Source organism: Bordetella tumulicola, assembly GCF_054779135.1.
This window is the reverse complement of the sequence record NZ_BAAGYU010000007.1, coordinates 161,740-187,051: the sequence shown is the minus strand read 5'-3', so window position 1 is coordinate 187,051 and position 25,312 is coordinate 161,740. Positions and strand designations below refer to the sequence as shown.

24 protein-coding genes are annotated in these 25,312 nt (G+C 59.3%); 14 read left to right on the top strand and 10 right to left on the bottom strand.

Annotated features, from left to right (window positions below; translation table 11 throughout):
• Positions 1–50: 50 nt before the first annotated feature.
• Complete coding sequence (locus ACYVDM_RS09290) at positions 51–860, bottom strand: IclR family transcriptional regulator (RefSeq protein ID WP_415786545.1); 810 nt, start codon at positions 858–860, stop codon at positions 51–53.
• Entirely contained in the window at positions 853–2,982 is a 2,130-nt protein-coding gene (locus ACYVDM_RS09285; protein WP_415787071.1) for an acetate--CoA ligase family protein, read from the bottom strand. The genes ACYVDM_RS09290 and ACYVDM_RS09285 overlap by 8 nt, the downstream gene beginning before the upstream one ends.
• Before the next feature lie 215 nt (positions 2,983–3,197).
• Between ACYVDM_RS09285 and ACYVDM_RS09280 the strand changes: the two genes are divergently transcribed.
• The 6 genes from ACYVDM_RS09280 to ACYVDM_RS09255 all read left to right on the top strand — a co-directional run bounded on the left by ACYVDM_RS09280 (position 3,198) and on the right by ACYVDM_RS09255 (position 7,780).
• Positions 3,198–4,346 (top strand): acyl-CoA dehydrogenase family protein, encoded by a 1,149-nt coding sequence (locus ACYVDM_RS09280; protein WP_415786547.1) that lies wholly within the window; start codon positions 3,198–3,200, stop codon positions 4,344–4,346.
• A complete protein-coding gene (locus ACYVDM_RS09275) occupies positions 4,343–5,494 on the top strand; it encodes a thiolase family protein (RefSeq protein ID WP_415786549.1) in 1,152 nt (383 codons plus the stop codon). Before ACYVDM_RS09280 ends, ACYVDM_RS09275 begins: the two co-directional genes overlap by 4 nt.
• A gap of 1 nt (position 5,495) precedes the next feature.
• Positions 5,496–5,918 carry a Zn-ribbon domain-containing OB-fold protein gene (locus ACYVDM_RS09270; RefSeq protein ID WP_415786551.1) on the top strand — a complete coding sequence of 141 codons (423 nt, stop codon included), beginning with the start codon at positions 5,496–5,498 and terminating at the stop codon, positions 5,916–5,918.
• Positions 5,915–6,337 (top strand): hypothetical protein, encoded by a 423-nt coding sequence (locus tag ACYVDM_RS09265; protein ID WP_415786553.1) that lies wholly within the window; start codon positions 5,915–5,917, stop codon positions 6,335–6,337. Before ACYVDM_RS09270 ends, ACYVDM_RS09265 begins: the two co-directional genes overlap by 4 nt.
• Positions 6,337–6,720 (top strand): MaoC family dehydratase, encoded by a 384-nt coding sequence (locus tag ACYVDM_RS09260; protein WP_415786555.1) that lies wholly within the window; start codon positions 6,337–6,339, stop codon positions 6,718–6,720. Before ACYVDM_RS09265 ends, ACYVDM_RS09260 begins: the two co-directional genes overlap by 1 nt.
• 85 nt (positions 6,721–6,805) lie before the next feature.
• Complete coding sequence (locus tag ACYVDM_RS09255) at positions 6,806–7,780, top strand: Bug family tripartite tricarboxylate transporter substrate binding protein (RefSeq protein ID WP_415786557.1); 975 nt, start codon at positions 6,806–6,808, stop codon at positions 7,778–7,780.
• 104 nt (positions 7,781–7,884) lie between these two features.
• On the opposite strand, the gene ACYVDM_RS09250 is transcribed toward ACYVDM_RS09255, so the two are convergent.
• Positions 7,885–8,829: a LysR family transcriptional regulator gene (locus ACYVDM_RS09250; protein ID WP_415786559.1), complete on the bottom strand. Its 945-nt coding sequence runs from the start codon at positions 8,827–8,829 to the stop codon at positions 7,885–7,887.
• Between the two features lie 173 nt (positions 8,830–9,002).
• Here ACYVDM_RS09250 and pxpB point away from each other — a divergent pair, with 173 nt between their 5' ends.
• The 3 genes from pxpB to ACYVDM_RS09235 are packed head-to-tail and all read left to right on the top strand — an operon-like array spanning position 9,003 to position 11,495.
• Positions 9,003–9,713, top strand: a complete 711-nt coding sequence (pxpB, locus tag ACYVDM_RS09245; protein ID WP_415786561.1) for a 5-oxoprolinase subunit PxpB — start codon at positions 9,003–9,005, stop codon at positions 9,711–9,713.
• On the top strand, positions 9,710–10,714 hold the full coding sequence (locus ACYVDM_RS09240) for a 5-oxoprolinase subunit C family protein (protein ID WP_415786563.1): 1,005 nt from the start codon (positions 9,710–9,712) through the stop codon (positions 10,712–10,714). The genes pxpB and ACYVDM_RS09240 overlap by 4 nt, the downstream gene beginning before the upstream one ends.
• Positions 10,715–10,724: 10 nt before the next feature.
• Positions 10,725–11,495: a LamB/YcsF family protein gene (locus ACYVDM_RS09235; RefSeq protein WP_415786565.1), complete on the top strand. Its 771-nt coding sequence runs from the start codon at positions 10,725–10,727 to the stop codon at positions 11,493–11,495.
• Between the two features lies 1 nt (position 11,496).
• Here the strand turns inward: ACYVDM_RS09235 and ACYVDM_RS09230 are convergent, their stop codons facing one another.
• The 4 genes from ACYVDM_RS09230 to ACYVDM_RS09215 all read right to left on the bottom strand — a co-directional run bounded on the left by ACYVDM_RS09230 (position 11,497) and on the right by ACYVDM_RS09215 (position 16,350).
• Positions 11,497–12,960, bottom strand: coding sequence for an N-acyl-D-amino-acid deacylase family protein (locus ACYVDM_RS09230; protein ID WP_415786567.1), 1,464 nt, complete (start codon positions 12,958–12,960; stop codon positions 11,497–11,499).
• A gap of 73 nt (positions 12,961–13,033) precedes the next feature.
• Positions 13,034–14,647: an ABC transporter substrate-binding protein gene (locus ACYVDM_RS09225; RefSeq protein WP_415786569.1), complete on the bottom strand. Its 1,614-nt coding sequence runs from the start codon at positions 14,645–14,647 to the stop codon at positions 13,034–13,036.
• A gap of 142 nt (positions 14,648–14,789) precedes the next feature.
• Positions 14,790–15,431, bottom strand: a complete 642-nt coding sequence (locus ACYVDM_RS09220; protein WP_415786571.1) for a TetR/AcrR family transcriptional regulator — start codon at positions 15,429–15,431, stop codon at positions 14,790–14,792.
• Positions 15,418–16,350, bottom strand: coding sequence for a DUF6963 family protein (locus tag ACYVDM_RS09215; RefSeq protein ID WP_415786573.1), 933 nt, complete (start codon positions 16,348–16,350; stop codon positions 15,418–15,420). Before ACYVDM_RS09215 ends, ACYVDM_RS09220 begins: the two co-directional genes overlap by 14 nt.
• Positions 16,351–16,655: 305 nt before the next feature.
• Between ACYVDM_RS09215 and ACYVDM_RS09210 the strand changes: the two genes are divergently transcribed.
• The 5 genes from ACYVDM_RS09210 (at position 16,656) to ACYVDM_RS09190 (ending at position 22,252) form a co-directional block, all read left to right on the top strand.
• Positions 16,656–17,216: a tripartite tricarboxylate transporter TctB family protein gene (locus ACYVDM_RS09210; protein WP_415786575.1), complete on the top strand. Its 561-nt coding sequence runs from the start codon at positions 16,656–16,658 to the stop codon at positions 17,214–17,216.
• Between the two features lie 2 nt (positions 17,217–17,218).
• Entirely contained in the window at positions 17,219–18,730 is a 1,512-nt protein-coding gene (locus ACYVDM_RS09205) for a tripartite tricarboxylate transporter permease (RefSeq protein WP_415786577.1), read from the top strand.
• Positions 18,727–19,749 carry a tripartite tricarboxylate transporter substrate binding protein gene (locus ACYVDM_RS09200; RefSeq protein ID WP_415786579.1) on the top strand — a complete coding sequence of 341 codons (1,023 nt, stop codon included), beginning with the start codon at positions 18,727–18,729 and terminating at the stop codon, positions 19,747–19,749. Before ACYVDM_RS09205 ends, ACYVDM_RS09200 begins: the two co-directional genes overlap by 4 nt.
• Positions 19,750–19,810: 61 nt before the next feature.
• Positions 19,811–21,799, top strand: a complete 1,989-nt coding sequence (locus ACYVDM_RS09195) for an oxidoreductase (protein ID WP_415786581.1) — start codon at positions 19,811–19,813, stop codon at positions 21,797–21,799.
• Positions 21,800–21,826: 27 nt separating this feature from the next.
• Positions 21,827–22,252: a GlcG/HbpS family heme-binding protein gene (locus ACYVDM_RS09190; RefSeq protein WP_415786583.1), complete on the top strand. Its 426-nt coding sequence runs from the start codon at positions 21,827–21,829 to the stop codon at positions 22,250–22,252.
• Here the strand turns inward: ACYVDM_RS09190 and ACYVDM_RS09185 are convergent, their stop codons facing one another.
• From ACYVDM_RS09185 to ACYVDM_RS09175, 3 genes are all read right to left on the bottom strand, one after another.
• Positions 22,253–23,698 (bottom strand): GAD-like domain-containing protein, encoded by a 1,446-nt coding sequence (locus ACYVDM_RS09185; protein ID WP_415786585.1) that lies wholly within the window; start codon positions 23,696–23,698, stop codon positions 22,253–22,255. It abuts the gene before it with no gap.
• A gap of 200 nt (positions 23,699–23,898) precedes the next feature.
• Positions 23,899–24,288, bottom strand: coding sequence for a hypothetical protein (locus ACYVDM_RS09180; protein WP_415786588.1), 390 nt, complete (start codon positions 24,286–24,288; stop codon positions 23,899–23,901).
• Between the two features lie 381 nt (positions 24,289–24,669).
• The gene (locus tag ACYVDM_RS09175; RefSeq protein WP_415786590.1) at positions 24,670–25,308 is read right to left on the bottom strand and encodes a hypothetical protein; all 639 of its coding nucleotides are present in this window, start codon (positions 25,306–25,308) and stop codon (positions 24,670–24,672) included.
• Positions 25,309–25,312: the final 4 nt, after the last annotated feature.

Below are 25,312 nucleotides of genomic sequence, written 5' to 3'. Positions count from 1 at the left end.
CAGTGATTCACACATCACCAATAATGAGCTACCTGAGGCGTCTGGTCAACCTACGACGGGCTTTTTCTCCACACCGCGCCACCCGACTTGCCGCCGGAGATGGACAAACTGGCTTCGTGGCAACGCTCCCGCAGGTCTTCGCCCAGAGATTGAATGGCCGACGGCGAAAACCGTGCGGCGATACCCACGGCGCTGATGGCCATCAATGGAATTTGATGTTCGTCCAGAATGGGCGACGACACGGTGGTAATACCTTTTACGAAATGCCCCTCGTCCGTCGCGTAGCCGATCTCGCGCACGTTTTCGACGTCGCGCATGTAGGCCTCGAAACTCGGACCGTCTTCCCAGCGCAACCCACTGATATTTGTTCGCAGCTCGGCCGGCGATAGCGTCGAATAGGCGGCCATGCAGCGGCCCAGCGCCGCAATGTACATAGGCAGGCGCTGGCCAATGCTCAGATGTACCCGCATGGTGGCCCCGCTTTCTGCCAGATCGACCAAGACCACGCGGTCATTCGTCGTGCGTTGCCACAGCGTGATCGTCACGCGATGGCGGCTGGCGAGCTCCTGCAAATGCGGGCGCAGCAGGCGCACATACGAGGCTTGCTCCAGAGAGCCTTTGGCGAGTTCGACCAAACCCAGCCCCATGCGATAGGTCTTGGTATCCTCATCAAAATTCACCAGACGCTCTTGCACGAGGGTCTTTAGCAAGTTAAAGCAGGTGCTGGAGTTCAGGTCCAGATCCCGAGCGATCCGCGTCACCCCCAGCGGCGTCGTCGCGCTCGCCAAATGGCGCAGAATGCTGATACCGGCGCTCAGCGCACCGACTTTTTTTTCGGGCGATGCGGGTGCCTCAGCCATGAGGCGTCACCAATGCATCCAGCGCCCAGGCTTGATCACCCCGCACGGCCAAAGGGTTGATTTCCAGTTCTGTCAACGGCTGCTGTACAAACCACGCGCACAGTTGCGCAACGCGCGCGGCCAGTGCCGGGACATCGGCAGCGGGCCGGCTGCGGAAACCCTCAAGCAGTCGACCGATCCGCAATCCACGCAGCATGACTTCGACATCATGGGCCGACAGCGGCAAGAGCCGACTCACCACATCAGGCCACAACTCTGCCTCGACACCGCCTCGGGCCAGTGTCAGCGTCGCGCCAAATCGTTCGTCCATTCGCAGCCCCAGCAATAACTCGTGATCAAACGGGATCATTTCCTCGACCAGCACCCCTTGACTATCGATATTCAGTTGCTGACCAATGGCTTGCAATCGGCTGATCGCCGCACGCAGCGCATCCGCATCCCGTATCGGCAAAATCACGGCGCCCGCGTCACTTTTATGCAGTAAATCGGACGATTGTAGTTTGGCCACGAGTGGATACGAAAGCCCGTTGATTGTGCCGTCAGGCGAAACACGGATCTCCTCGTCGCTGGCGATCAATTGCCCACACGGTAACGCAATCACCGGACAATGGCGCAACCGTTGTTTCCCGTCCCATTCCGAGATGGGCCGGCCCGCGGCGCGCTGTGGCGCGTCGTTGGGCGGTGGCAGCTTCACCGCCATAGCGGCTCGCTGCCTGTCGCGTACTTGCAAAGACTGCGCGATGGCGCGCATCGCCTGGGGGATATCGAGAAAAACGGGGATGCCTTTATCTTCCAGCGCACGAATGCTGGATTCCAGCGCGCCAATCCACACGACAATGATGGGGCACGCAATCTCGCGGCGAGCCTCGGAGAGTTCGCGCACAAAGACATCCGCGATGCTGTGCATCATGCCGATGAACAAGACAATGCCGTCAATGCCGGGATCCGCCCCCAGCGCGCGAAAGGACGCGCCGATCATTGCCGTGTCTTGCAGCACGTTGCCAGTGATATCGAGCGGATTGGCCGGATGCACAAAGGCAGGCAGCACGGGCGTGAGCGCATCGACCGTGCTCGCCGACAAAGCCGGTAGCGCCAAGCCCAACGATTCGCACGCATCGGCGATCAGCACCCCGGCCCCGCCCGACACGCTCATCACGGCCAGCTTGGGTCCGAGCGGCGTCGCCCCGCGCAGGAAAATGCGGGCGGCGTCCATCATCTCCGTCAAGCTGTCGACCCGCAGCGCCCCGTATTGCTGCAGGCAAGCGTCATATAACGCATCGTCACCGGCCAACGCACCGGTATGAGACGCCGCCGCGGCCGCCCCCGCCTGAGAGCGTCCCGATTTGATGGCGATCACCGGTTTGCCCGCGCGCGCCGCGCGCTGCAAGGCATGGCGAAACGCATCCGGACGCCGAATGTCTTCGATGTAAAGTCCGATCACCTCAGTCCCGGGATCTGAGGCCAGAAAGTCGATTGCTTCGGCCGCATCGACATCGCACTCGTTGCCCGTCGTGATCCACTGACCGGCGCCTATCCCGGAACGCAGCACGATATCGAGCCAATACGCACCTAACGCGCCGCTTTGGCTCACGAACGAAAAACGTCCCGCATGCAGCTTGCTGCTTTCCACCGCCGTCGTGAACGACGCAATCAAACCCGTATGGCTATTCGCCACGCCGAGACAGTTCGGGCCCACAATCGTCACGCCGTGCTCGCGCGCCAGCGCGCCGAGGCGCTCTTGCATGCGGCGGCCCTCTTCGCTCAGCTCGGCGAATCCGGATGAGAACACCACAAACGCCTTGACCCCCGCGGCGACGCCCTCGAGCACAATGCCTTCGACATGTGCACTGGCCGTCCCGATGATGACCAGATCAACGGGCTGGCCTATCGCGGACAGTGAGGGATAACACGGCAATCCCTGAACCTCGGTGCGCGACGGGTTAACAGGAAACAGCTTTCCCTGATAGCCGCTCGCCAGCATGTAAGCCAGTGGCCTGCCGGATATCTTCGAACCATCGGCGCTCGCCCCGACGATCGCGACACTTTGCGCGTTAAGCACACTGGCCAGGCGATGAACGGAGGGTGCAGCCGATGCAGGCGTAGCAGGCTGTTCCGGCTTGATCGAGGCAGCAGATGACACGTGAGGCGTCCTTATCAGAGGTGGCGAAATCTCGATGATGATCGCCTAGTCGTAGAATTTTATTCTATATAAAGAATTTCACTTACCCAAGTCGAATTTTTCATCGCTTTATTTATACGTATAAACCCTATATCTAAACAGTTCTTTCGAATGATAAATTCTCTATATAGAATTTTATTCTTGAAACGAGATATTCGATGAGCCTTGATTTTTCCTTTTCGCCTGAGCATGAAGCCGTGCGCGATACGGTCCGCCGCTTGTGCCGCGAGGAGCTTGCACCCCTCGTCGCCCCCGCCGAGGAAACCGAGACCTTCCCCAAACAGGTATTCAAGCGCTGGGGAGAGCTGGGCTTGTTTGGTGTGCGTTATCCGGAAGCCGACGGCGGCAGCGGCCTGGACAAGGTCAGCGACTGCATCGTACGTGAGGAGCTGAGCTACCTGAGCCAGGCCTTTGCCACGAGTTGGTCGGCTCACTCGCATCTGGGCATCTGGCCCATCTGGAAAATTGGCACCCCCACGCAAAAACAACGGTACTTCGAGCCGGCGTTGTCGGGAGAAAAAATCTCGGGCTTTGGTCTGAGCGAACCGGATGGCGGCTCGAATATCCGCGCGATGAAAACACGGGCGGACAAGGTGCCGGGCGGCTGGAAGCTCAACGGCAGCAAGCTCTATATCACCAACGCGCCGTTCGCGGATTTTCTGTTGGTGGCCGCGCGCACCAGTGCCGAACTCAAGCCCGAGGCCATTAGCCTGTTCATTGTCGACCTGCCCAATCCCGGATTCGATATCCACAAACTGCGCAAAGAAGGCATTCGGTCCTCTGAGACCGGGCTGATCCATATCGAGGATGCTTTCGTCCCGGATGACTGCCTGCTGGGTGAAGTCACAGGGACCTATCCCGTCATCCTGGAATGCCTGAGCGAAAACCGCGTCGGCGTTGCCGCCAACGCATTAGGCATGGCCCGCGCCGCCCTGGACGCCGCGCAATCGTATGCCAATGATCGCATCGTCGCCAACAAACGTATTGGCGACTACCAGGCCGTAGCGCACAAACTGGCGGACATGGCCGCGCAAGTCGAGTCCGCCAAATGGATGGTGTACTACGGCGCCTGGCGCGTGGATCAGGGCAATCTGGACACGGCCACCGCCGCCAAAGTCAAGCTCATCGCCACGGAGACTGCCGTGCAGGTCAGCGAGCAGGCCATTCGCATTCTGGGTGGTGCGGGCATCATGTCCGAGTACCCCGTGAGCCGCATCCACCGGGATGCGCTGGTCTATGTCATCGGCGAAGGCACCAGCGACATTCAGCGCAACATCATCGCGCGCCAGATGGGTTTTAAACCATGACGATGAACGCCTTTATCACCGGCGTGTACGACACGGCCGTGGGCGAGCTGCCCGGCAGCAGCTGCATGTCTTTACACGCGCAGGCCGCCATGGGCGCCATTGACGATGCCGGCCTGCGCCTGAGCGACATCGACGGCGTTCTGTGCGCGTACTCCTTTACCGAACCGCATCTGATGTTGGGCTCGGTATTCTGCGAATATCTGGGCATTCATCCCGGCACGTGTTTCGCCATTCAGGCGGGTGGCGCCAGCGCCTGCATCATGATCATGCAGGCCGCGGCCCTTGTCGCCAGTGGCCAGTGCAATCACGTGCTGGTGGTCACGGGCGACAACCGGCTGACCGGCCTGTCGCGCGACGGTGCCGTCGCCGCGTTGTCCGAAGTCGGGCACCCCCAGTTTGAACGGCCCTTCGGCATCAGCGTACCGGCGTCCTACGCGCTCGTCGCCCAGCGCTACATGCACGAGTACGGGACGACCTCCGAGCAATTGGCCTCTATCGCGGTGGAGCATCGCCGCCACGCCGCTCGACACCCCAAAGCGCATCTTCGCACCCCCTTGTCGGTCGCGGATGTCCTGGCCTCCAAGAAAATCGCCGATCCGCTGCACATGCTGGACTGCTGCCTGATTTCCGACGGTGGTGCCGCGTTGGTGGTCAGCAGTGCCGCCGCCCATCGCGACAGCCCGAGCAAAGCCGTAGAGATACTGGGCGCGGGACAGGGCCACACCCACGAACACATCATCAATGCCCCCAGCCTGGTGGACTTTGGCTGCAAGGCCTCATCGGCCGCGGCCTTCGCCCGCGCGGGCGTACAGGCCAAGGACATCGATGTCGCGCAGATTTATGACTCGTTCACGATCACACTCGCCGTGGAGCTGGAGTCCATTGGCTTTTTCCAACGCGGCGAGGCCGGTGTTGCAGCCGCGACCGGCCAACTGGGGCTGGGCGGCGCCCTGCCCTGCAATACACATGGCGGCCTGCTCTCGTATGGCCACTCCGGTGCCGCGGGCGGCATGTTCCATGCGGTCGAGGCCGTCCACCAGCTGCGTGGCCACGCCCAGGAACGCCAAGTCGCCGATGCACATCTGGCATTCGTTCATGGCGATGGCGGCATTTTGTCGGCCCATTGCTCTCTGGTTTTAGGAGCCTGATATGACAGCGACGCTGGCTCGTCCCCTGCCTCGGCCCGATGCACAGACGCGTCCTTACTGGGACGCTTGCGCGCAGGGACAACTTACGTATCAGTCCTGCACGCGGTGCGGGCGCGTGCAATTTACTCCGCGTGCCTTGTGCGAACAGTGCCAATGCACGGATTTGGGCTGGCATCTGTCCGAACGCATCGGCACCGTCCTCACGTTTACCACTGTGCATCGCGCACCGTTGCCGGTATTCAAGGCCATGACGCCCTACGTGATTGCGCTCATCGACATGAAGGAAGGCTTTCGTCTCATGGCCAACGCGACGGCAGACGTAAGCCAGAAAATAGCCATTGGCAGCACAGTGCAGATTGGTTTCACTGAGGTAAATGGCATGACGTTACCCATCGTTCAATCCCTTATCGAGATGCCACGATGACTATTCCCCACTCGCCTCGAAAAGTTTTTCTGTTCGATGATTTTGTCCCGGGTACCGTGCTGGGAGAAGGCACCGAAACCTATGACGCTGATCAAGTAAAGCGCTGGCAGTCGCTCTTTGGCAATACCGACGCCGACGGTGCATCGGGCCCGGCCGAACAAGCCAGCCTGGCCACTGTGATGATGATGCGGGCGTACCTGAACATCGTCGCCCCCCGACCGCCGGGCAACATCCATGCAGGCCAAAATCTGAATCTTCGTGGGCTGCCACGGCCGAGAGAAACGGTACGGCTGGCGGTGCGCTGCATCGATAAGGCACTGCGCCGAGAACGCCGTTTTGTTGAACTCGGCGTCACCTGCAACGGCGACGATGATCGAGACATCTTCTCGGGAAAACTAACCCTGATATGGGCAGCGTGATGACCGAACCCACCCCTCCCACAAGTTTTAAGACGGCTACGCTGCTCATCACCGAGCAGGCCATTCGCACCTATGCGGAATTGACGAACGACTTCAATCCGCTGCATCTGGACAGCGACTTTGCGGCACAAACCCCCATGGGTCGGGTGATCGCGCACGGCACGCTGTCTTTATGCCTGCTGTGGCAAGCCGTCTATCGAAACTTTCGAGCCGCCGACATCGCGTCGCTAGAACTTGATGTCCGGTTTATCAAACCGGTCTTTATCGGCGACTCGATCACTGCGGGGATTACCCCCAATGCGGATACGCCAGGCGGCTGGCGGGTATGGGTCCGCAACCAGGATGGACAAGATTGCGTCGCAGGAGAAATGCGCTTTTGCTAACGCGACCATGCCGGCAGAAAACCGTTTATTCACCGCAGAAAACTTACAGAAGACCCAAAAAAACACTAAAACTCGGAGACAACTGATGCCCTTTATTTACCGCTCACTGCTGCTATCCATCGCAGGTCTTGCCGCCTGCATCCTCCCCGTACACGCCCAGACCATTCCTGAGGGCAAGCAGGTGCGCATTATTGTTCCCTACTCCGCCGGTGGCACGTCCGATATCCTGGGCCGCAAGCTGGCCGAGCAACTCAGCAAACGACTGGGCCGTGTCGTCATCGTAGAAAACAAGGCTGGCGCAGGCGGAAGCATCGGCACCGAAGCCACCGTCCGTGCCGCCCCCGATGGCACCACGATCTTGCTGCATAGCGGCGCCATTGCGACCGAGCCTGCCATCAAGGCCTCTCTGCCGTATGACGTGACCAAAGATCTGGCCGCCGTCACGACCGCAGTGCGCGGACCATTTGCCTTGCTGGTCAACAACAACGTGCCAGTCTCGAGCGTCGCCGAACTGGTGCAATATGCCCGGGCGAATCCCGACAAAGTGAATTACGGCACACCCGGTGTCGGCACATCTGTGCACTTTGCCAGCGAGTACTTCAAGTCCGCCTCCCAGGCCCCGTTGACGCATGTCCCCTACAAGGGTGCGAGCGCCGCGCTGACGGGCCTGATGGGCGGCGAAGTCCAGGTCGTGATCGATCCCTTGGCTACCGCAAAGAAGTACGCCGAAGCCAGTAAAGTCAAAGCCTTGGCCGTCACCACCAAAGACCGCACGGATCTATGGCCTGAAATGCCGACAGTCGCCGAGTCCGGCGTTCCCGGCTTCGACTCCGCCGTCTGGTACGGACTATATGTGCCCGCCAAAACGCCAGCCGCCACGGTTAATCTGTTAAACGAAAATTTCGTCGCCATTTTAAAGTCACCCGAGATGCAAGAATGGCTGACCGGCCAAGGCCTGGAAGCCGTCGGTAACTCTCCTAAGGAATCTGGCGAGCAACTGGTGACGGAAATCCAGAGTTGGAAAGATCTGGCCAAGACCGCCGGCATTCAGACGCAATAACATCGTTCCTATACAGGCGTCGTACAACCCCGTATGTACAACGTTACAGGAAGCCTCCTGGGACCGGGCTCTGCCCGGTTCTTTGCCTCGTTTTCAGGGCGACCCTAAGCCGGATCGTGCGCCAATATCCACTCCTGCCCGGCGCGCTGATTCACGCTCTGCGCAGCCACATGGCACGAACGCCGGGCATGCTGAAACACCTCATGCACCGCCTTGGTCGCGCTGCGCCGCGCAAACAGCGACATGCTGATAGGCAGGGGCGTCGGCCAGTCCTGCAGCACCAAACTGCCTTCCTGAAGCTCTTTCAATATAAAAGCAGGGGGGATAGCAGCTACGCCATAACTGTTTTGCAATAGCTGCAAAATGGACTCTACCGATGGGAAGTTCTCGATTTTGACCTCTTCCAACCCACGGTCGGCAAGAAACGTCTGCAAATTGGCGTGCGGCAACGAAAACCGCGAAAAGGTCAATACACGCAGATCTGCCAGGCTGGACAAGTCGAAACTCGGCTTGCCTTGTGCAAGGGCTGGCGAGGACACCCATGCCAAGGGATAGTCGCAAACCCCGCACACCATGTAGTCCGTCGAACCAATAGCCGGCAAGAACGGCATATCCTGAATCATCAGATCGATTTTTTTCTGCGTAAAGAGATCTTGCAAATTCCGCGAGGTGTCGACCGTGACAGCCAGCGATATCAATGGAAACTCGGCCGTAATGTCCTGGATCAATTGGCTCAACCACGTCTTCACGACCGTTTCCACCACCCCCACGTGCACCGGACCCGCGCTGGGCTGGTCATTACGCGCCAGCATGCGGATGGATTTCTCGAGATGGAGAATCTTTCGAGCCTGCTCCACGACCTGCTCACCATGGACGGTCAGCTTCAGCTGCCGCGAACTGCGGTCCAGCAAATGCAGATCGAGATCGTCTTCCAAATTGGCGATGCGCTGCGACACCGCCGTCTGGGTGACGTGCAGCGCCTCGGCCGTTTCACGAAAACTGCCGACACGAGCCAGCACAATGAGGGTTTCCAGAAAGCGGGTATTCACGTAGCTATCCCATTAGGTGCATCCCGATCAAACAGACACAGCAGACTTGGCAAAGCCCGCCTCAAGAAAATGTTTTCTTGCAACTCCAAAAAAACTCGTTTGCCAAGGCTGGTGTACTGACAGGATTATCATTATCCCACCATCGCCCACGCATCGACGCCACGACCTCCCGCATGACAGAAATCCTAAGTGAAGAAGCCCCTATCACCGTGCCCGCTGCGTGCACCCCTCGCATGCACGCAGCGGGCGCGGGCGGTGTTTATATGGATTGCGGCGGGGCCGCTATCGACATGGACGTACAGGAACGCATCTGGGCAATCGCCGAACACCTGCGCGGTTCGGCGGCACTACCCGGCATTCGTGAAATCGTCCCGGGGGTCAACAATCTCCTCGTCCTGTTCGACCCGTTACAACTCAACCCCGAGATGGCGCGGGAACACATACTGGCGCTCTGGCAACACACCACACCCGCCAGCCTATCGCACAAAACGCTGAATATCCCCGTGATCTACGGCGGAGAAGATGGAATCGATTTACCGCAAATGGCCGAACAAGCCGGCCTGAGCATCACCGATTATGTCGCTCTACACAGCAGTGCCCACTATCGCGTGGTGTGCATAGGCTCCACGCCCGGCTTTACGTATCTGTCGGGCTTGCCCGAACGCCTGCATGCGCCACGCCGGTCCAGTCCGCGCCTGCGCATCCCCAAAGGCTCGGTCATCATTGGCGGCGTACAGGCCGGCATCATGCCGGGCGATGCCCCGTCCGGTTGGCACATTCTTGGCCGCACGATACTAGAGACCTTTGATGCGCAGCGCGAGCCTGCCTGCCTGCTGGCCCCCGGCGATGTCGTGCGCTTCATTGCGCAGGAGATCAACCTATGATCCAGATCATGACCTCTGGCGCCGTCAATCTGATTCAGGACGAGGGACGGCACGGCTACATGCATTTGGGCGTTTGTACCGGTGGCGCGATGGACAGCTTGTCGCTGCGCTATGCCAACGCGTTAGTCGGCAATGCACCGGACGCCGCGGGGATCGAGATTGTGCTTTTTCCATTCAAAGTAAAATTTGAACGTGACACCGTCTTTGCATGCACGGGGGGCGACGGCCGCATCGAACTCGACGATCAAGTGCTCGCCCCGTGGTGGCGCGGCCACGCCAAGGCCGGCCAGATACTCACCCTGCATCGCCCCAATCGGGGCCTGCGGCAATACTTGGCCGTGTCAGGCGGCATTGACATCGCCCCCGTACTGGGCGCCCGAGCCACCGATCTGAAATCCGGTTTCGGCGGGCTCAATGGCCGCGGCCTGAAACGCCTGGATCGATTGCCGCTAGGGCAACCCCACGGCGATACCATCGCAACAGGGTCGCTGGGTTGCATCCCCAAAGCGTTGCCCGGCCTATTGCGCCAGTTGCATCGAGGGTGTGTCACCGTGCGTGTGATTCCCGCGGCCGAGTTCAGCGAATTCACACCGGACTCCATCAAACAGCTATTCACGTCGCCTTGGCAGGTCACCGCCGATGCCAATCGCCAAGGCTATCGTCTGCAAGGAGAACACTCCTTGAGCATGACAGAACGACGCGAGCTCTTGTCCCACGGCATCGTTCCGGGCACGGTCCAGGTTCCGCCCGCCGGGCAACCCATTATCCAGCTAGCCGAGGCCAACACATGCGGCGGCTATCCCAAAATCGCAACTGTCATCGAGGCCGATCTCTGGCGCCTGGGCCAAGTCCCCAGTGGTTGCGCGTTGAGATTCGAACATGTGGATATCACTACCGCCGTCACCGCGCTACGCGAACAAACCAACGACCTGCAGGCGTTAAACGACAACCTTCCTCTTATGGCCAACCGACGCCGACACGCCGGGCGGCCGATTTCCTAAGGAGCAACGAATGGCAATCAAAGGCACTTCCGTAGACCTGAATTCCGATATGGGCGAAGGCTTTGGCGCCTATCGCATGGGGGACGATCCGGCCATCCTGAAGATCGTGACCTCCGCCAATATCGCCTGCGGCTTTCACGGCGGCGATCCGGAAATCATGGCAAGTACATTTACCCAGGCCAAGGCATTGGGCGTAACGCCGGGCGCGCATCCAGGCTACCCGGACCTATGGGGTTTTGGCCGTCGCGACATGGTTTTTTCCCCCGAGGAAATCGAACGTCTGATCGCCTATCAAGTCGGCGCGGCGCTAGGGGTCTCCACCTACGCCGGCCACCCCATCAAGTACGTAAAAACCCATGGCGCCCTGGGCCATCAAACCTACCATAGCGTGGAAGTTGCCACGGCAGTCTGCCGCGCCGTCAAAGCGGTAGACCCCAGTTTGATTCTGCTTTCTATCGCCAATGGACAACAGGACAAGATCGCCCGTGAGATGGGTATCCCATCCAAGGCGGAAATCTATGCGGATCGAGGCTACGACGAGGCGGGCTTTTTGATCTCTCGCAAGCTGCCTGGTGCACTGTTAAAAGACGCCGACCAGGCCGCGCAGCGCATTTTGCGCATGCTGGAAATGGGGGGTGTGGAAACCGCCAGTGGCAAATACCTGACGACCCCCATCGATTCGATCTGTGTGCATAGCGATACACCGGGCGCGATCGACATGGCCAGCCGAGTACGCGCCCGACTCGAGGACGCGGGCGTCACTGTCAAAGCTTTTGCCTGACTTAACGTGGTATTTCGCCGCCCCGACGCAGCACCTGCCCGGGGCGCGCGCCACTTGCTCGCCCGTCCTGCCACACCACGGCACCATTGACCAACACCGTATCGATACCGATGGATGGGGCGATGGGCTTGGCAAACGTCGCGGCCTCATCCACCGTCTCTGCGTTGAACAACGTAATGTCGGCATAGGCGCCTTCGCGCAACACACCACGATCGACCAAGCCAAAGCGATCGGCCGTCAAGCCGGTCATTTTATGCACGGCCTTTTCGAGGGTAAACAACCCCAGGCCACGCCCGTAGTGACCCAGCACGCGCGGAAAAGTCCCCCATAGTCGCGGATGGGGCTGCTCGTCATGCGGCAGTCCATCCGAACCAATCATCGTGTCGTCGAATTGCAGGATGCGCTGCACATCGGCATCGTCCATCCGAAAATAAATCGCCCCGGCCGGCAAGAGCCGTTCGACTGTCTGCTCTACCGAACATCCCAGTTCCCGCGCGAGCTCATCCAGATCACGGCCAGCGTACTGTGGCAGGCTTTTAGACCAGGTCACCAGCGTGCGCGACGCGCTGAGGGCATGCTTGTACGTCAAGATAGTGGACGACGCCGAATAGGGATAACAATCCAGGCAGACGGGCTGCTGCTTCATGGCCTCGCTGATGCGTTGCAGCGTCTGCACCGAACGGCCATAATTGCTCGCGCCCGCCAGCTTGTGATGCGAGATCACGACCGGCACAGACAACTCGCGGCCGATGCGAAATGTTTCCTCGAGCGACGCCATGATCTCGTCGCTCTCGTCCCGCATATGCGTGCAGTACAGCGCGCCGTACGTAGTCAACGGCCGACAGACCTCGATGATTTCTTCGGCAGTGGCGGCAAAGGCCGGCGCATACGCCAGTCCGGTCGACACGCCGATGGCGCCGGACGCGAGAGCCTCTTCGACATGGCCGCGCATGGCGGCGATCTCCGCATCATTGGCGGGACGCGAAAGATCATCCATCGTGATCACGCGCAAGGTCGAATGGCCGACCAGCATGGCGCAGTTGGTCGCCGCGGGCTGATCACGCAGCGCTTGCAGATAGTCGCCGTAGCGCGCATAGCGATACCACTCGCCCGTGTTGTCCAACAGATCCAGTGGCGGCGTGATCGTCGCCGGCGCGGGTTGCGGCATGGGCGCCAAAGAAATCCCGCAGTTGCCGCCTATGACGGTGGTCACGCCCTGGCTGACCTTGGGCACCATCTCGCCCGCGGACAACATGACACGGTCGTCGTGTGTATGCGCGTCGATAAACCCGGGGGCCGCCACCAGCCCCCGACCATCGATGTCCTGGCGGCCGGCAGCGCCGCCGAGATCGCCCAGACGCGCGATCCGATCGCCATTAATACCAATATCGCCATCGAAACGGGCCGCGCCCGTCCCGTCGACGATTTCCACGTGACGGATCACGACGTCATAAGTAGGTTGCATAATCAGCACCTTATATAGAAACAAGGTAGAAACAGCACTGCGTCATGGCGTTGCCATGACGTATCGACGTTCCTTATTTATCTGCTTTTTCGATATTCCAGAACACCGTCACGGGCGACTCCATCACGCCGCTCAGCTTGGTACTGTACGCTGCGGGAATCGAGAACTGCCCCAGCGGCATGACCACGCCTTCGTCGATCGCCAGCTTCTGGATCTGTGCCGCGATCTCCTTGCGCTCGGCCGGATCGACCGACTTGGCATACTTCAGCCGCAGGGCTTCGATCTCCGGCACGTCGGGCCATCCGGCCCACGATTTGCGGCCCGACGCGGCCAGCGTGGTGTTGCCAAACGGATCGCCACTGGTCGCCAGGATGCTGTAGGTGGAAAAGATATTCCAGCCACCTTCCGACGGTGCCTTCTGATTGCTTTGCTGGGTCACCACCGTCTGCCAATCCATCGGCTTCATATCGACCTTGAAACCCGCCTTACGCAGCGCCGCTCCGATCACGACCGGCTGGGCCGAGAGCATAGCGATATCGGTTGGCTGCAGCAGTACGACGGGCGTCCCGTCGTACTTGGCCTCTTTCAGCAAGGCCTGGGCCTTCTCGATCTTCGCCGGCACGATCCAGTCGGCGCCATAATTATTGGCGTTCGGGTTACCGCAGCCCATGACCGCCGGGCACGTCTTGTAGTAATCCGGATTTCCGACCAGCGCCTTGAGCACATCCTCTTGCGCGACGGCCGCCATGGCCGCCTGACGCACAAGCTTGTTATCGAACGGCGGGTACAGGTGATTAAAGCGGAAGTACGTCCAAGCCCCCAGCTTATCCAACACCGACACCTTGATATCGTCGCGACCCTCCACTAGCGGCAACAGATCAAACGGCACCTGCTGAATGAAATCGACCTCGCCATTCTGCAAGGCATTCAGAGCGGTCATCTGATCGGGCATGCCGATCCACTCCACACGATCGACCTTGACCGTCTTGCCCCCCGACGTCCAGCTCGATTTCTCGCTACGCGGGACATAGTCGGTATTTTTCTCGTAGACGACCTTCAGCCCCGGCTTGAACTCCGAGGTCACAAACTTGAAAGGCCCCGAGCCGATGTACTCCGTAATCGGCGTAGCGGATGACGTCTGGGCAATGCGTTTAGGCATCATAAAGGCCGGCCGCGAGCTGAGCTTGGACAAACCCTCGAGCAACAGCGTGGTGGGCTCTTTCAGCTTGACCTCAAACTGCTTGTCGTCGATCACCGCGATGTCGGCGACCATGGGCATCAACACCTGGCCCGTGGAATCCACGCTGGCCCAGCGCTTGATCGACGCCACGCAATCCTCGGCCTTGACGGGTGCGCCGTCATGCCACTTCAGGCCTTCACGCAGCGTGAAGGTATAGGTCTTGTTATCGTCCGAGACCGTCCAGCTCGCCATTTGCGGATGAATCTTGAAATCGGCATCCACACCCAACAGCGTGTCATAGATCATGTAGCCATGATCACGCGTCAGGAATGCGGTGGTCAGGATGGGATCCATCACACGCAGGCCCGATTGCATCACCACGGTGACCGTCGAGGCCTGCGCGTTCACGCCGGCCAGCAGCGTGCTGGCCAACAAGGCCGCGGAGGCGATGCCGCGCCACGATTGCGGGAGCGATCCCTGCAGCAAATGCGTCTTGAATATTGTCATGTTTACCCCTGATTCAGTGATTAATACGATCTTCGTCAGCGCTGTCGTATGACAGGTGTGGATCTGTTCGGACTTTCAAGGTAGAGCGTGCCCACAGTTCATCGATATTGCAGCAGCCGGGATGTGCTTGAACATCCCGGTGTCATGTAGCGGGCCGGCTGACCGCTTCTAATGCGTTAAGCGACTCAGTTTTCAAATTTTCGGGCAGACTTTGGATCAGTGTCTCCAGCGCCCCATCCAGACGGTCCCAGCCCTCATTCGTGCGCAGCGGCACGCCAAGAAAATGACTCTCTGTCTTGGATCGCAGCATCAGATACAGCACACCCGCCAGCATGATGCTGACGGTCGCCGGCACATCGGCCTCTGTCGTCAAACCGTCCACGCGATCAATAAACCCGCGCGCCGCCCGTTCACGGCGCTGCGCCAATTCCGTCGTGATCGCATTACGCTCAATCAACTCCCAACGGCGCACCTCGCGTAGCGATTCGTTGTTCGCCAGTGCGTCTATCTGCGCACGCAACATTTCCAATATCAGCGCCGCCGGCGTGCGCTGGCTCGACTCGTCGTCTTTCAGCAGCTCCGATCGCCCCGTCCAAAAATCCTGCTCTTTCATCCAGGCCAGCATCAGGCCCGGCATGCCGTCGAAATAGCGATAAATCAGTTCTTTACTGACACCGGCACGCTTGGCGATGGCATTAATGCCGACACCGCCCATGCCGGCCTCACGGATTTGATCGTCGAGGGCTTGCAGAATCTGGCGCTCGGTTCCTTCACGTCGCGACATCGTCCGTCCTCATCAGTAGCGTGTGTTGCGCCAGCTCGGTCAGAGGCGCGGCGATGCCATCGCCCAAATCCGCATAGAGCTCGGTCGCTACATGGCCCAACAGCTCGCCATCACGGCGCACTTCTGCGCCCAGATACACCACTGTGGCTCGCCGATTCAGCGACGGCACATGCGGATCCGCCGACTCCAGCCGCACGATGTCGCCGTTCTCGTCAACGTGCACGCAATCCCGCGCGGCCGCGAGAATAGGTACGCCGCGCGTCAGCCTGAGAAATTGCCACGCCTCGGCACGCTCGTGCAGATGACTCCAGGCTAACTCGGCCAACCTTTCCGACAGATCCGCTGACTGTTCAGCAAAAATGGAATTGTGCAGCAGCGCCAAACGGCCTGTCGCATCGATGCGCTGCGCGGCCCCTTGATCGGGGCGACGGCCCACACGCGCGCTATTGCCCCATCCCAATGCACCATTGGCCGTCACAGCGATCAGTCCGGCATCGACCTCCGCATGGGCGGCCAGCACCTCGTTAATCGCGTCCTGTGGTCCCTGGCCCGCCGCCAGGCGATCCAGCACTGCCTGGTTCAAAGGGGCACCGTCCTGCCCTGCCCGGTTCGGCAGGCGATGTCCGGTGACCAGACCCAGTTGTGACGCACCCGGCAGAAACTGCACCAGCGGCTCGGGTCGGTCAGGCCCACTGGAGATCATCGCCGCAACGCGCGCATCCAGCCATGCTGACGGGATGCCCAGTTGACCTACTCCCCCCTTTTGCGTCACGCGATGATGCAGCTCACCCTGCGCATCCAGGATGGCCATCACGGCAAAGCCCCCAATGGCGCCCCGCCCCAATAACTCTGCGCCCAACACCGCGGCACGCACGGCCGCCCCGGCCCGTGGGCCACTGGCGGCGACTCCAATGGTCATCCCTGAATTCCCCTGGTTGAGCGTGATGCATAGCTCATCGTTTTAGCGATGTGACCAACTGGTCACATCACGAGAATCCTACACCCGGGTGATATGGAGAAACAAGAATTCAGGAGTAGGTAATAACCCGATAAGGCACGTCTCAGAAACGTCCCACCAACGTTTCATCAACGTTCCATGCAACAAAGAAAAGGATAGAGAAAAAAACAAACCCTTTCTAATTCAAGTGCTTATAAAACAGAAGACAGATGGCATAGAACTTGCTTTCACGGCTAGATACAACATAACTATCCCAGAGAGACAAAATGGCAGCACATTCCTCGCCGGCACTTCCGGAGGACAACAAGCTAGCAAGCGACGATCTCCACGCCCCCGGTTGGGTCGACACCGCTGGACGGCGCATCTCAATATCGAGACTTGAGCCCTGGATCGATATCACCTGGATCGTCATCGGCTTGATCCTGTGCCTGTACGCGCAACGTTTGGGAGTGTGGGGAATGTCAGGGCCGGACTCTGGATTTTTCCCAATGCTCGCTGGCGTCATTGTTTTAGCTGGCGGCATTGCCCAGTTGTTGACAACAACGCGGCGACGGCACAGTGCGGAGGATTTGCCGTTCTGGGACAACGCCGGCGCGCCGAGACGTGTACTCACACTGCTAACAGGCATCGTCGCGCTGATATTACTGACACGGTATGCCGGTTTCATCGTGGCTTCGCTGACCATGCTGCCGTTTCTGCTTCGTCAAGTCGAGAAACGCAGTTGGCTATACGCCATCACGGTCGCTGTTATTGCCACCATCGCGGTGCATGTGTTGTTTGTCAAACTGCTCGGTATGCAGATGCCGCGCGGTCCGTTGGGGTTCTAAGCATGGAAGCCTTCGACGGATTACTGACGGGCCTGGGCGTTATCCTGTCGCCCGAGAATCTTTATTACTGCGTGATCGGCAGCATCATCGGCACGCTGATCGGGGTATTGCCGGGTATCGGGCCGTTAGCGGCACTATCCCTGCTCATGCCGGTGACATTCACGCTTACGCCCGTGGCCTCCATTGCCATGCTGGCAGCCATGTTCTACGGCGCAATGTATGGTGGCTCGACAACCTCCATCCTGGTGAACATTCCAGGAGAAGCGGCATCCGTCGTCACCTGTCTGGACGGCTACCAGATGGCCCGTAAAGGCAGAGCCGGCGCCGCACTCGGCATGGCCGCCATCGGCTCGTTCGTGGCCGGCACGCTCAGCCTCGTGGCGCTCACGTTCTTCTCGCCCATGCTGGCAGACGTCGCATTGCGTTTCGGCCCACCCGAGTACTGCGCCCTGATGGTGCTGGGCCTCATCTGCACCATCCTGATGATCCAGGGATCGGCCGTAAAAGGCATCATCATGATCGCCCTTGGTTTTGCGTTCGGCGCTGTCGGACTAGACACGGTCAATGGCACCGAACGGCTGACCTTCGGTCTGCCAGAACTCGCGGGCGGGATTGATCTTGTCGCCGTGGTCATCGGCCTCTACGGTATTTCCGAAATTCTCTTCAATGTCGAACAGTTGGCAAAGAATGAAATAGTGCAGGGCCGCATTCGTGACCTGCTGCCCAATCGCCAGGATTGGGCGGCGTCATGGAAGCCCATCATTCGAGGCTCGGGCCTGGGTTTCTTGCTGGGAGTCGTCCCGGGCGGCGGGCCGGTGACTGCGTCCTTCATGTCGTACGCCTTGGAACGGCGCATCGCCCGAGACCCGTCGCGTTTTGGGAAAGGCGCCATTGAAGGCGTTGCCGGCCCGGAGTCGGCCAACAACTCGGCCGTCTCCAGCGGCATGATTCCGCTGCTTACCCTTGGGCTTCCGGGCAATGCGGTGACCGCCTTGCTGATGGGCGCCTTGATCATCCAGGGCGTACAACCCGGCCCCACGATGATCAGCCAACACGCCGACGTGTTCTGGGGAGTCGTAGCCAGCATGTACGTCGGCAATGTGGTCCTGCTGATTTTGAATTTGCCCATGATCGGCCTCTGGGTCCAATTGCTACGCGTGCCCTACGCCATCCTCTTCCCGGTGATCCTGCTATTGGCCGTCGTCGGCACCTACTCCACCAATAAAAACTTCTTCGATCTCTGGGTGATGTTCGGCTTCGGGGTGTTCGGCTACGTATTGCGCAAGTTCCGCTACGAGATGTCGCCGTTCGTGCTGGCGCTCGTTCTTGCCCCGTTGCTTGAGCAATCACTACGCCAATCACTCGTGATGTCGCCCGAAGGCGCCGCGATTTTCATCAACAGGCCACTCACAGCCACATTGTTGATGCTGTCGTTATTACTCGTGCTGATCATCGTCGTCGGCAGAGTTGGCAAAGTGTTTTTCAAAAGAGCAAACCTAGGAGACAAACCATGAAAAAACTGATTACCGCGTTCGCGACTGTCGGCGCCCTGTGCGGCGCCCTGCCCTTTTCTGTTAGTGCCGCCGACGATGCGCGTACACACATTCAAAGCATCAAGCCAGCGGATTTCCCCTCTGATCCTATCGAGGTCAATGTGGTCTACCCGGCTGGCGGCGGCATGGATATCAACGCTCGCCTGGCAGCAAAGTATTTCGAAAAATGGACCGGTGCGCAGGCCATCGTCAATAACCGTACCGGAGGCGCTGGTCTGGTTGGTCACACGTATTTAGCCAATCAGGCCTCCAACGACGGCTATACCGTCGCCGTCATCGCCAATCTGATCTTTGCCGATTCCATGCTGCGCGCAAAAGGTCGGTGGGACTACAACAAGCTCGAGCCCATCGCATTTCTCAACTACGAAGGTATCAACCTGGTGGTGTCGGCCGATGGCCCCTATCGCGACAAAAGCCTCAAGGAGCTGGTGCAACTGGCCAAGGACAAGCCGGGGACCGTGCGCATCAGTATGCTGCCTGGCACCATGTTCGAGTACATGGTCGAGCAGATAGAACAAGTCTCCGGCGCAAAATTCTTGAAAGTGCCGTTCCAGGGCGGTGCCCCCTCCATCACCGCCGCGTTGGGCGGCAACGTCGACATCGCGCTGGGCTTTTACGGGGAGATTCGCAGCTTCCTGGCCGCAGACAAACTCAAACCCGTCGGCGTATCGAGCGCCGAGCGCTCGCCCTTCCTGAAAGATACGCCTACCGTCAACGAGTCATTGGGCCGCAAGGATATCGTATGGGGAGCTACACGCTGGGTAGCCGTACCCACCGGTGTCGCGCCCGAGCGCAAAGCCTATCTGGCCGCGGGTTTCAGTGCCGCGGCGCAGGACCCCGAGCTTCAGGAAGAGTTTCGCAAGCTAGGCACGATCGTCGATCTATCTCTGGACTCGCCAGAGAAGATCAAGACGCATCTGGACGAACTGGCCACGATGGAACGCGAGTTTTATAAAAAGACCGGCCGACTCGAGCAGTAATGTTGTCAAGCGCGACGCGCTTGACCTGCGCGCCGCGCATTGTCTCGATTACGGAACAGACATGCAGACCCAAACAGATTCCGCCCTGCTCACGCCCCTGAACTTGTCAGGGCAGCGCCTGCGTAACCGCGTCGTGCACACCTCGATGAGCACCTACATGGCTAAGGAGGGCCGCAGCACCAAACGCCTCATCCGCTATTACGCCAATCGGGCACAAGGTGGGGCGTCGATGATCGTGACCGAGCCGTTATCAATGGCTCAGCACCAGGTAGCCTGGAGCCGACCTCGTGTCTACGACGACACACAGTGGGATGATTTCAAGCGTTGGGCCGAGGCGGTTGAGATCCATGACAGCCGGCTGATTGGCCAGATCCAGGATGGCGGCCGCGCACGCCATGAGGCAGGACGCACGTTCAGCGCCATCGGACCCTCACCATTGCCCGACGACTTGAGCTGGTCCATGCCCTATGTGCTGAGCGCCGATGAGATTCGTGGACTGATTGAAGAATTTGCGCAATCGTCACGGCGGCTTCAGCAATGCGGATTCAGCGGTGTAGAGCTGTCCTCAGCGCACGGCCACCTGTTTCACCAGTTTTTATCCCCTTGGGCAAATATCCGCGATGACGAATACGGCGGGAGCTGGGAGGGCCGTACCCGCTTCGTTGCCGAATTGGTCAGCGCCATCCGGGCAGAATGCGGCGACGCCTTCATTATCGGCCTGAAATTGCCCGGCGATGATGGCGTAAACGGAAGCATCGGCCCAGAAGAGGCAGCCACCATCGCCGATCTGCTGACCCGCACGCAACAAGCCAGCTACGTATGCTTTGCACAAGGCGCGCACGCAAAATCGCTGGAAATGCACGTACCCGACCGCCACGGTCCCCCCATGCCCTACATGGACTTGATACGCCGTCTCAAATCCTCGACTAACGGTATTCCCGTGATGGCATTAGGCCGCATCACTGATCCTGCCGAAGCAGAAGGAATCCTCGAGCGTGGCGAGTCAGAGCTGATCGGACTAGGCCGTGCCCTGCTGGCCGATCCCGCCTGGCTACCCAAGGCGCTAGCAGGCAAAACTAACGACATCCGCTATTGCGTATCCTGCAACACCTGTTGGGATACCATCATCACGCACAATCAGCCGTTGGCCTGCATCAACAACCCTCGTGTCGCGGATGAAGCCGAAGTGAACTGGTGGCCCAAACCAGAGGCAATGACCCGACGCATTGTGGTCGTTGGCGCTGGCGTAGCCGGCCTGGAGACAGCTTGGGTGGCGGCCGCTCGTGGTCACGAGGTCATCGTCCTGGGTCGTTCAGCCGAAATCGGCGGCAAAGCCCGGCTGCGCGCACAGCTACCCGGCGGAGAAACCATCACCAGCGTCTACGATTACCAATTCGTCGCTGCGCAGCGTGCCGGCGTCCATTTCGAACTGGGGGTGGAGGCCGATCTACAAACAATTCTCGCCCACCGCCCCGACATTGTGGTGCTGGCAACCGGGGCATCCATGTTCGTCCCTCAATGGATTCCACGCGACATCGCCGAAGACGGCTTGATACCGGATTTCCACGATGCTCTTTGGGAACTAGTACGCCATACGCAGAAACAGCCGGGAACCGCGGTCATCTATGACATGGACCACACGGAAGGCACCTACGCTGGCATCGAGCTATTAGGCAGACTCTTCGACCGCACCGTCGTCGTAACACCACGCGAGAGCATTACACGTGAGGTGTCCGTCGTCGCACGTCAAGGAATTCTACGGCGCTACGCACACTTACCTATCGAGGGAATCACGTTGTCCGAGCCCGTCTGGAGCGACGCCTTTGAGTCGGGCGCGCTGGAAATCCGCAACATCTACACCGATGCGCGCCAGACGATAGATGACGTCGCATTCCTGTCCTATTCCACCCCCCGCGTGCCCAACAAGCAACTAACCGACGCCCTGCGCGCAGCAGGTCTCGACGTCCATCTAGTGGGAGACGCACGTGCCGCACGCAACATTCTCGCCGCCACCGGTGATGGTCACCGACTCGGCAACTCACTCGTATAGCCTTTTGTAGACCTTGGAGAAAAACGCATGTCCAGCACCAGCATTACGACCATTGACGACACCACCGCCCTCATCGCCACCCAGGCCGCCGCCGAAAAGGCCCGCTCGCTCGGGCTAGCCATGAGCATTGCCGTCACCGACACAGCGGGTCATCTCAAGAGCTTCTTGCGCATGGATGGCGCATCGCTCATTTCGCTGCAGATCGCCCAGGACAAAGCCTACACCTCGTCCGCCACGGGCTTGCCCACGCACATGTGGCACGAGTACATCAAAGAGGATGCGCCGCTTTTGCACGGCATTGTGCACACACCGAGATTCATCGTCTTTGGCGGAGGATTTCCGATCAAAGAGAATGGCAACGTCATCGGCGCCATCGGCCTGAGCGGAGGTCATTATTCTCAGGACATGGAATGCGCCCGCGCCGCGTTGGCTGCGATATCTGCTGAGGAATAATCACGCGTCCGGCGAACGCGTCGTCAACACGTCGCCGACGGCCGGGCCATGCTTAATGGCGCCGTCTTCCCCACGCTGGTACTTGATGCCTACTTGGCAGGCATGCGGCGCCATCTTCCAAATCCAGCCAATAAGTTCCCGCCCGGTCTCGTTGGGCGAATACAGCGGCATATTGAAGCGCAAGCCGTCGTCCTCCCCGAGATCAAGCGTGCACATGACCGTCCCTTCGCCCTCCTCTTCATCATCGAGGTTCGGTTCGGCGACGTGCATGATCGTCGGACGTAGCGGCTCGGCGGGGATCAGCGCCTGCAGCACGCGAGGCAAGTCTGCCAATGGCGGCGCCACACGACCGTCATAGGGTTCGTCAACAAAGGCATCCTCAAAGCTCACGCGCCGAAAATAATATTCACTATCGCCCATCACGTCGCGGCCGCCTATCGCGGTTGCCATATTTCCCAGCGCATCCTCTCGCAGCAACAATGTAGTCTCGCCGGAATGCATTACCACCAGGCGCTCATCATTCGCATCGCTGCCCGAAGAATCCGCATGCAGAACAATATCGAGCGCAACCGTTTCGTCACCTTCGGCATTGCGCGAGACCCGGTAAGCGCCACGATAACCCCGCACATCTATGCGCTCGAATGTCTGATAGTGGATGCGCCAGAACAGCAAGCGATACTGACCATCCGGTTGCAGCGCCAACAATCGGTGCCAGTCGCTATGTGACGCCAAATACAGACCGGAGAGTCCCGGCGTCGTAGCAACGTCTGCAAACAGAGAACGATGTGTACCGGGAAGCGAATCGGCGACCGTTGTCGGTGCCTCCTCGACGGGCTTAGGAGCATCCACGGCATCACGCAGGCGACGGTGCGCGTCGAGAGCATCGACCTTCACGATCTGCAGCATCTGCATGGAAAACAGTATTTGATTCACTTCATAGATTTCGCCCGGTGCGAGCGGGCCGCACTCTTTTCGAGCAGACCGCACCAGCGACGGATTCACGATCTCCGCCAGAAGATCCTGCTGGCAAAGGTTTTTGTTGAAAAAATCGTCCAGACTCCACGCCAAAACACTCGTTTCTTTCGACACGGGATCGATGCAGACCACATCCTCATCGGTGGGCGTAACGTTGCGGTAGTACAGCAGCGTGCCGAAAGGAGTCAAGGCGATAGGAATGCGCCGTACCGCGTCGGGTGGCGACACTATCCATCGATCCAACACCGGCTGCCAGACGCGGGGATCGATCAAGGTCAGCGGCAAAGCACCATAAAGCCCGAGGCCCTTTCGGCGCCAGAGTTCGAGTAGGCTCGCAGGGAGCAACTCCTCATACGCGGCGACGAGCTCGCCGGGAGCGGGTGAAACCTGTCTCGACGGAGGATGCTTCTGGACAAAGCGTTCAAGGGCGATTCGTCGAAAAGAATCAAACACTCGGCCAAGCAAGCGCATGCGCGGATCTCCAGATATGGCGGGCTTACCATCTACTCTGGACATCATCGTACTCGACAGCACGAGACGTTATCCTGAGGCACATAGGTAGCGGACTCAAAAGGGTCACGGCACTACCCTATCCTGCATGACACCACGACAACCCGGCCGGTAAACGAGGCCATCCATTCGGACTTGCCTCGTCTACACGGCACAATCGGTTAGGTCCCCGAAGTACTGGGCGTCATCAGCTTGCCGGCGCATATATCGGCAGCGCCATCCACAGGGGCCTTTGCATCGGCAAAGGTCACCCATCCGCCCTCTTCGATCATCGAGTCGCGCTTCCACGAGTCGGCACTTTGCAGCGCCGCCAGCGCCGTTTGCGCGTCCGGAGCCGCCATAAAGCGGTGCACGCAAATACTTGCCGCAAGTTGCGCCACGGCGGCACTAGTAGAGGCTTCGGCCTGCTCAGTGGCTGTTTTCCCGGTCACCCAGCCTCCTGCACTGAATCCCACGACCATCGTGACCACGGCAGCACCCACGCAGGACCATAGCCAGACGGCCTTACTCGGTTTGTAATCGCCCCAGGCCTTCATGATGCTATTGGACATATATCTGTCTCCTAGTTGTTTCACATGTGAACAGTCTTTTCACTGCGTAAATCACTGTAGTGCAGATTGAGGAGCATGTTAGGCGGGGATTACCCTTGTCAGATGTAACACGCGCGTCGTCATACACCGTAACTACCTAGAAACAATGGTGTACCCGTGATTATGGGGGCCAGTGGGGCCTGAAGTTCGTCCGCGCCGCGGACATCTATGCGTTGGAACTGATGGGGCTCAGCATCTAAACCACGTCGAATCCGAGTATTGGCTAGTACACGAAGCAAATTGCGCCCGATTGTCTGGCGACACCGCCGCATAGCAAAAAAGCATTCCGTCGCCGCACACGATGTGACCGGCCGACTCCGACGCCTTGCGATGGCCGACGCATTAGCCCTGCGGGCTCGGCAGGAGGGGCATTGCATTGTGCAGAACGACAGGCACCGCATCCTCCAGAACGAGAGGAGCCAGAGAATGGCGGAACACGGCAGCCGCCACCGCATCGGCACAGCCCGCAACAAACTCAATCGCAGGATTGTCACCCAAACTCACGATGGCCGACAACTTTGCAGCCGATATCGTAGCCCTCAGAAAATCGCCTTGTTGAATATCTGAGGCAAGCTTTGCACATGTCATCAAGCCACTGGTCACGGCACCATACTTTCCAAACCCAAAGGCCACACCGTCCAGAGTAATGGCCATCGTACGATCGAAACCAGATAGCAGGTTTAATCCGCTGGTCAACGCTAGAAATCCATCCGTGGTCTTCCAGTCATCGCTCAGTGCCAATTCGAGAGAATGTCGAAAAATATGCCAATCCATCCCGCGAGCAACGGCATTCGTACAACCGTAGAAAATAGCAGTCCCTTGTTCCGCAGTCACCCCAGTAACACCTGCGGAAATAGTCGTGTCAATAGCACGATTAACATGCCCGATCCACCTGTACTCGGTGCTCGCCCAATAGATTTTGGAGGGCGCCACCGGCATAAGTGCACTCAATGTAGAAGTAACACTATTGATGCTAAGCATTTTA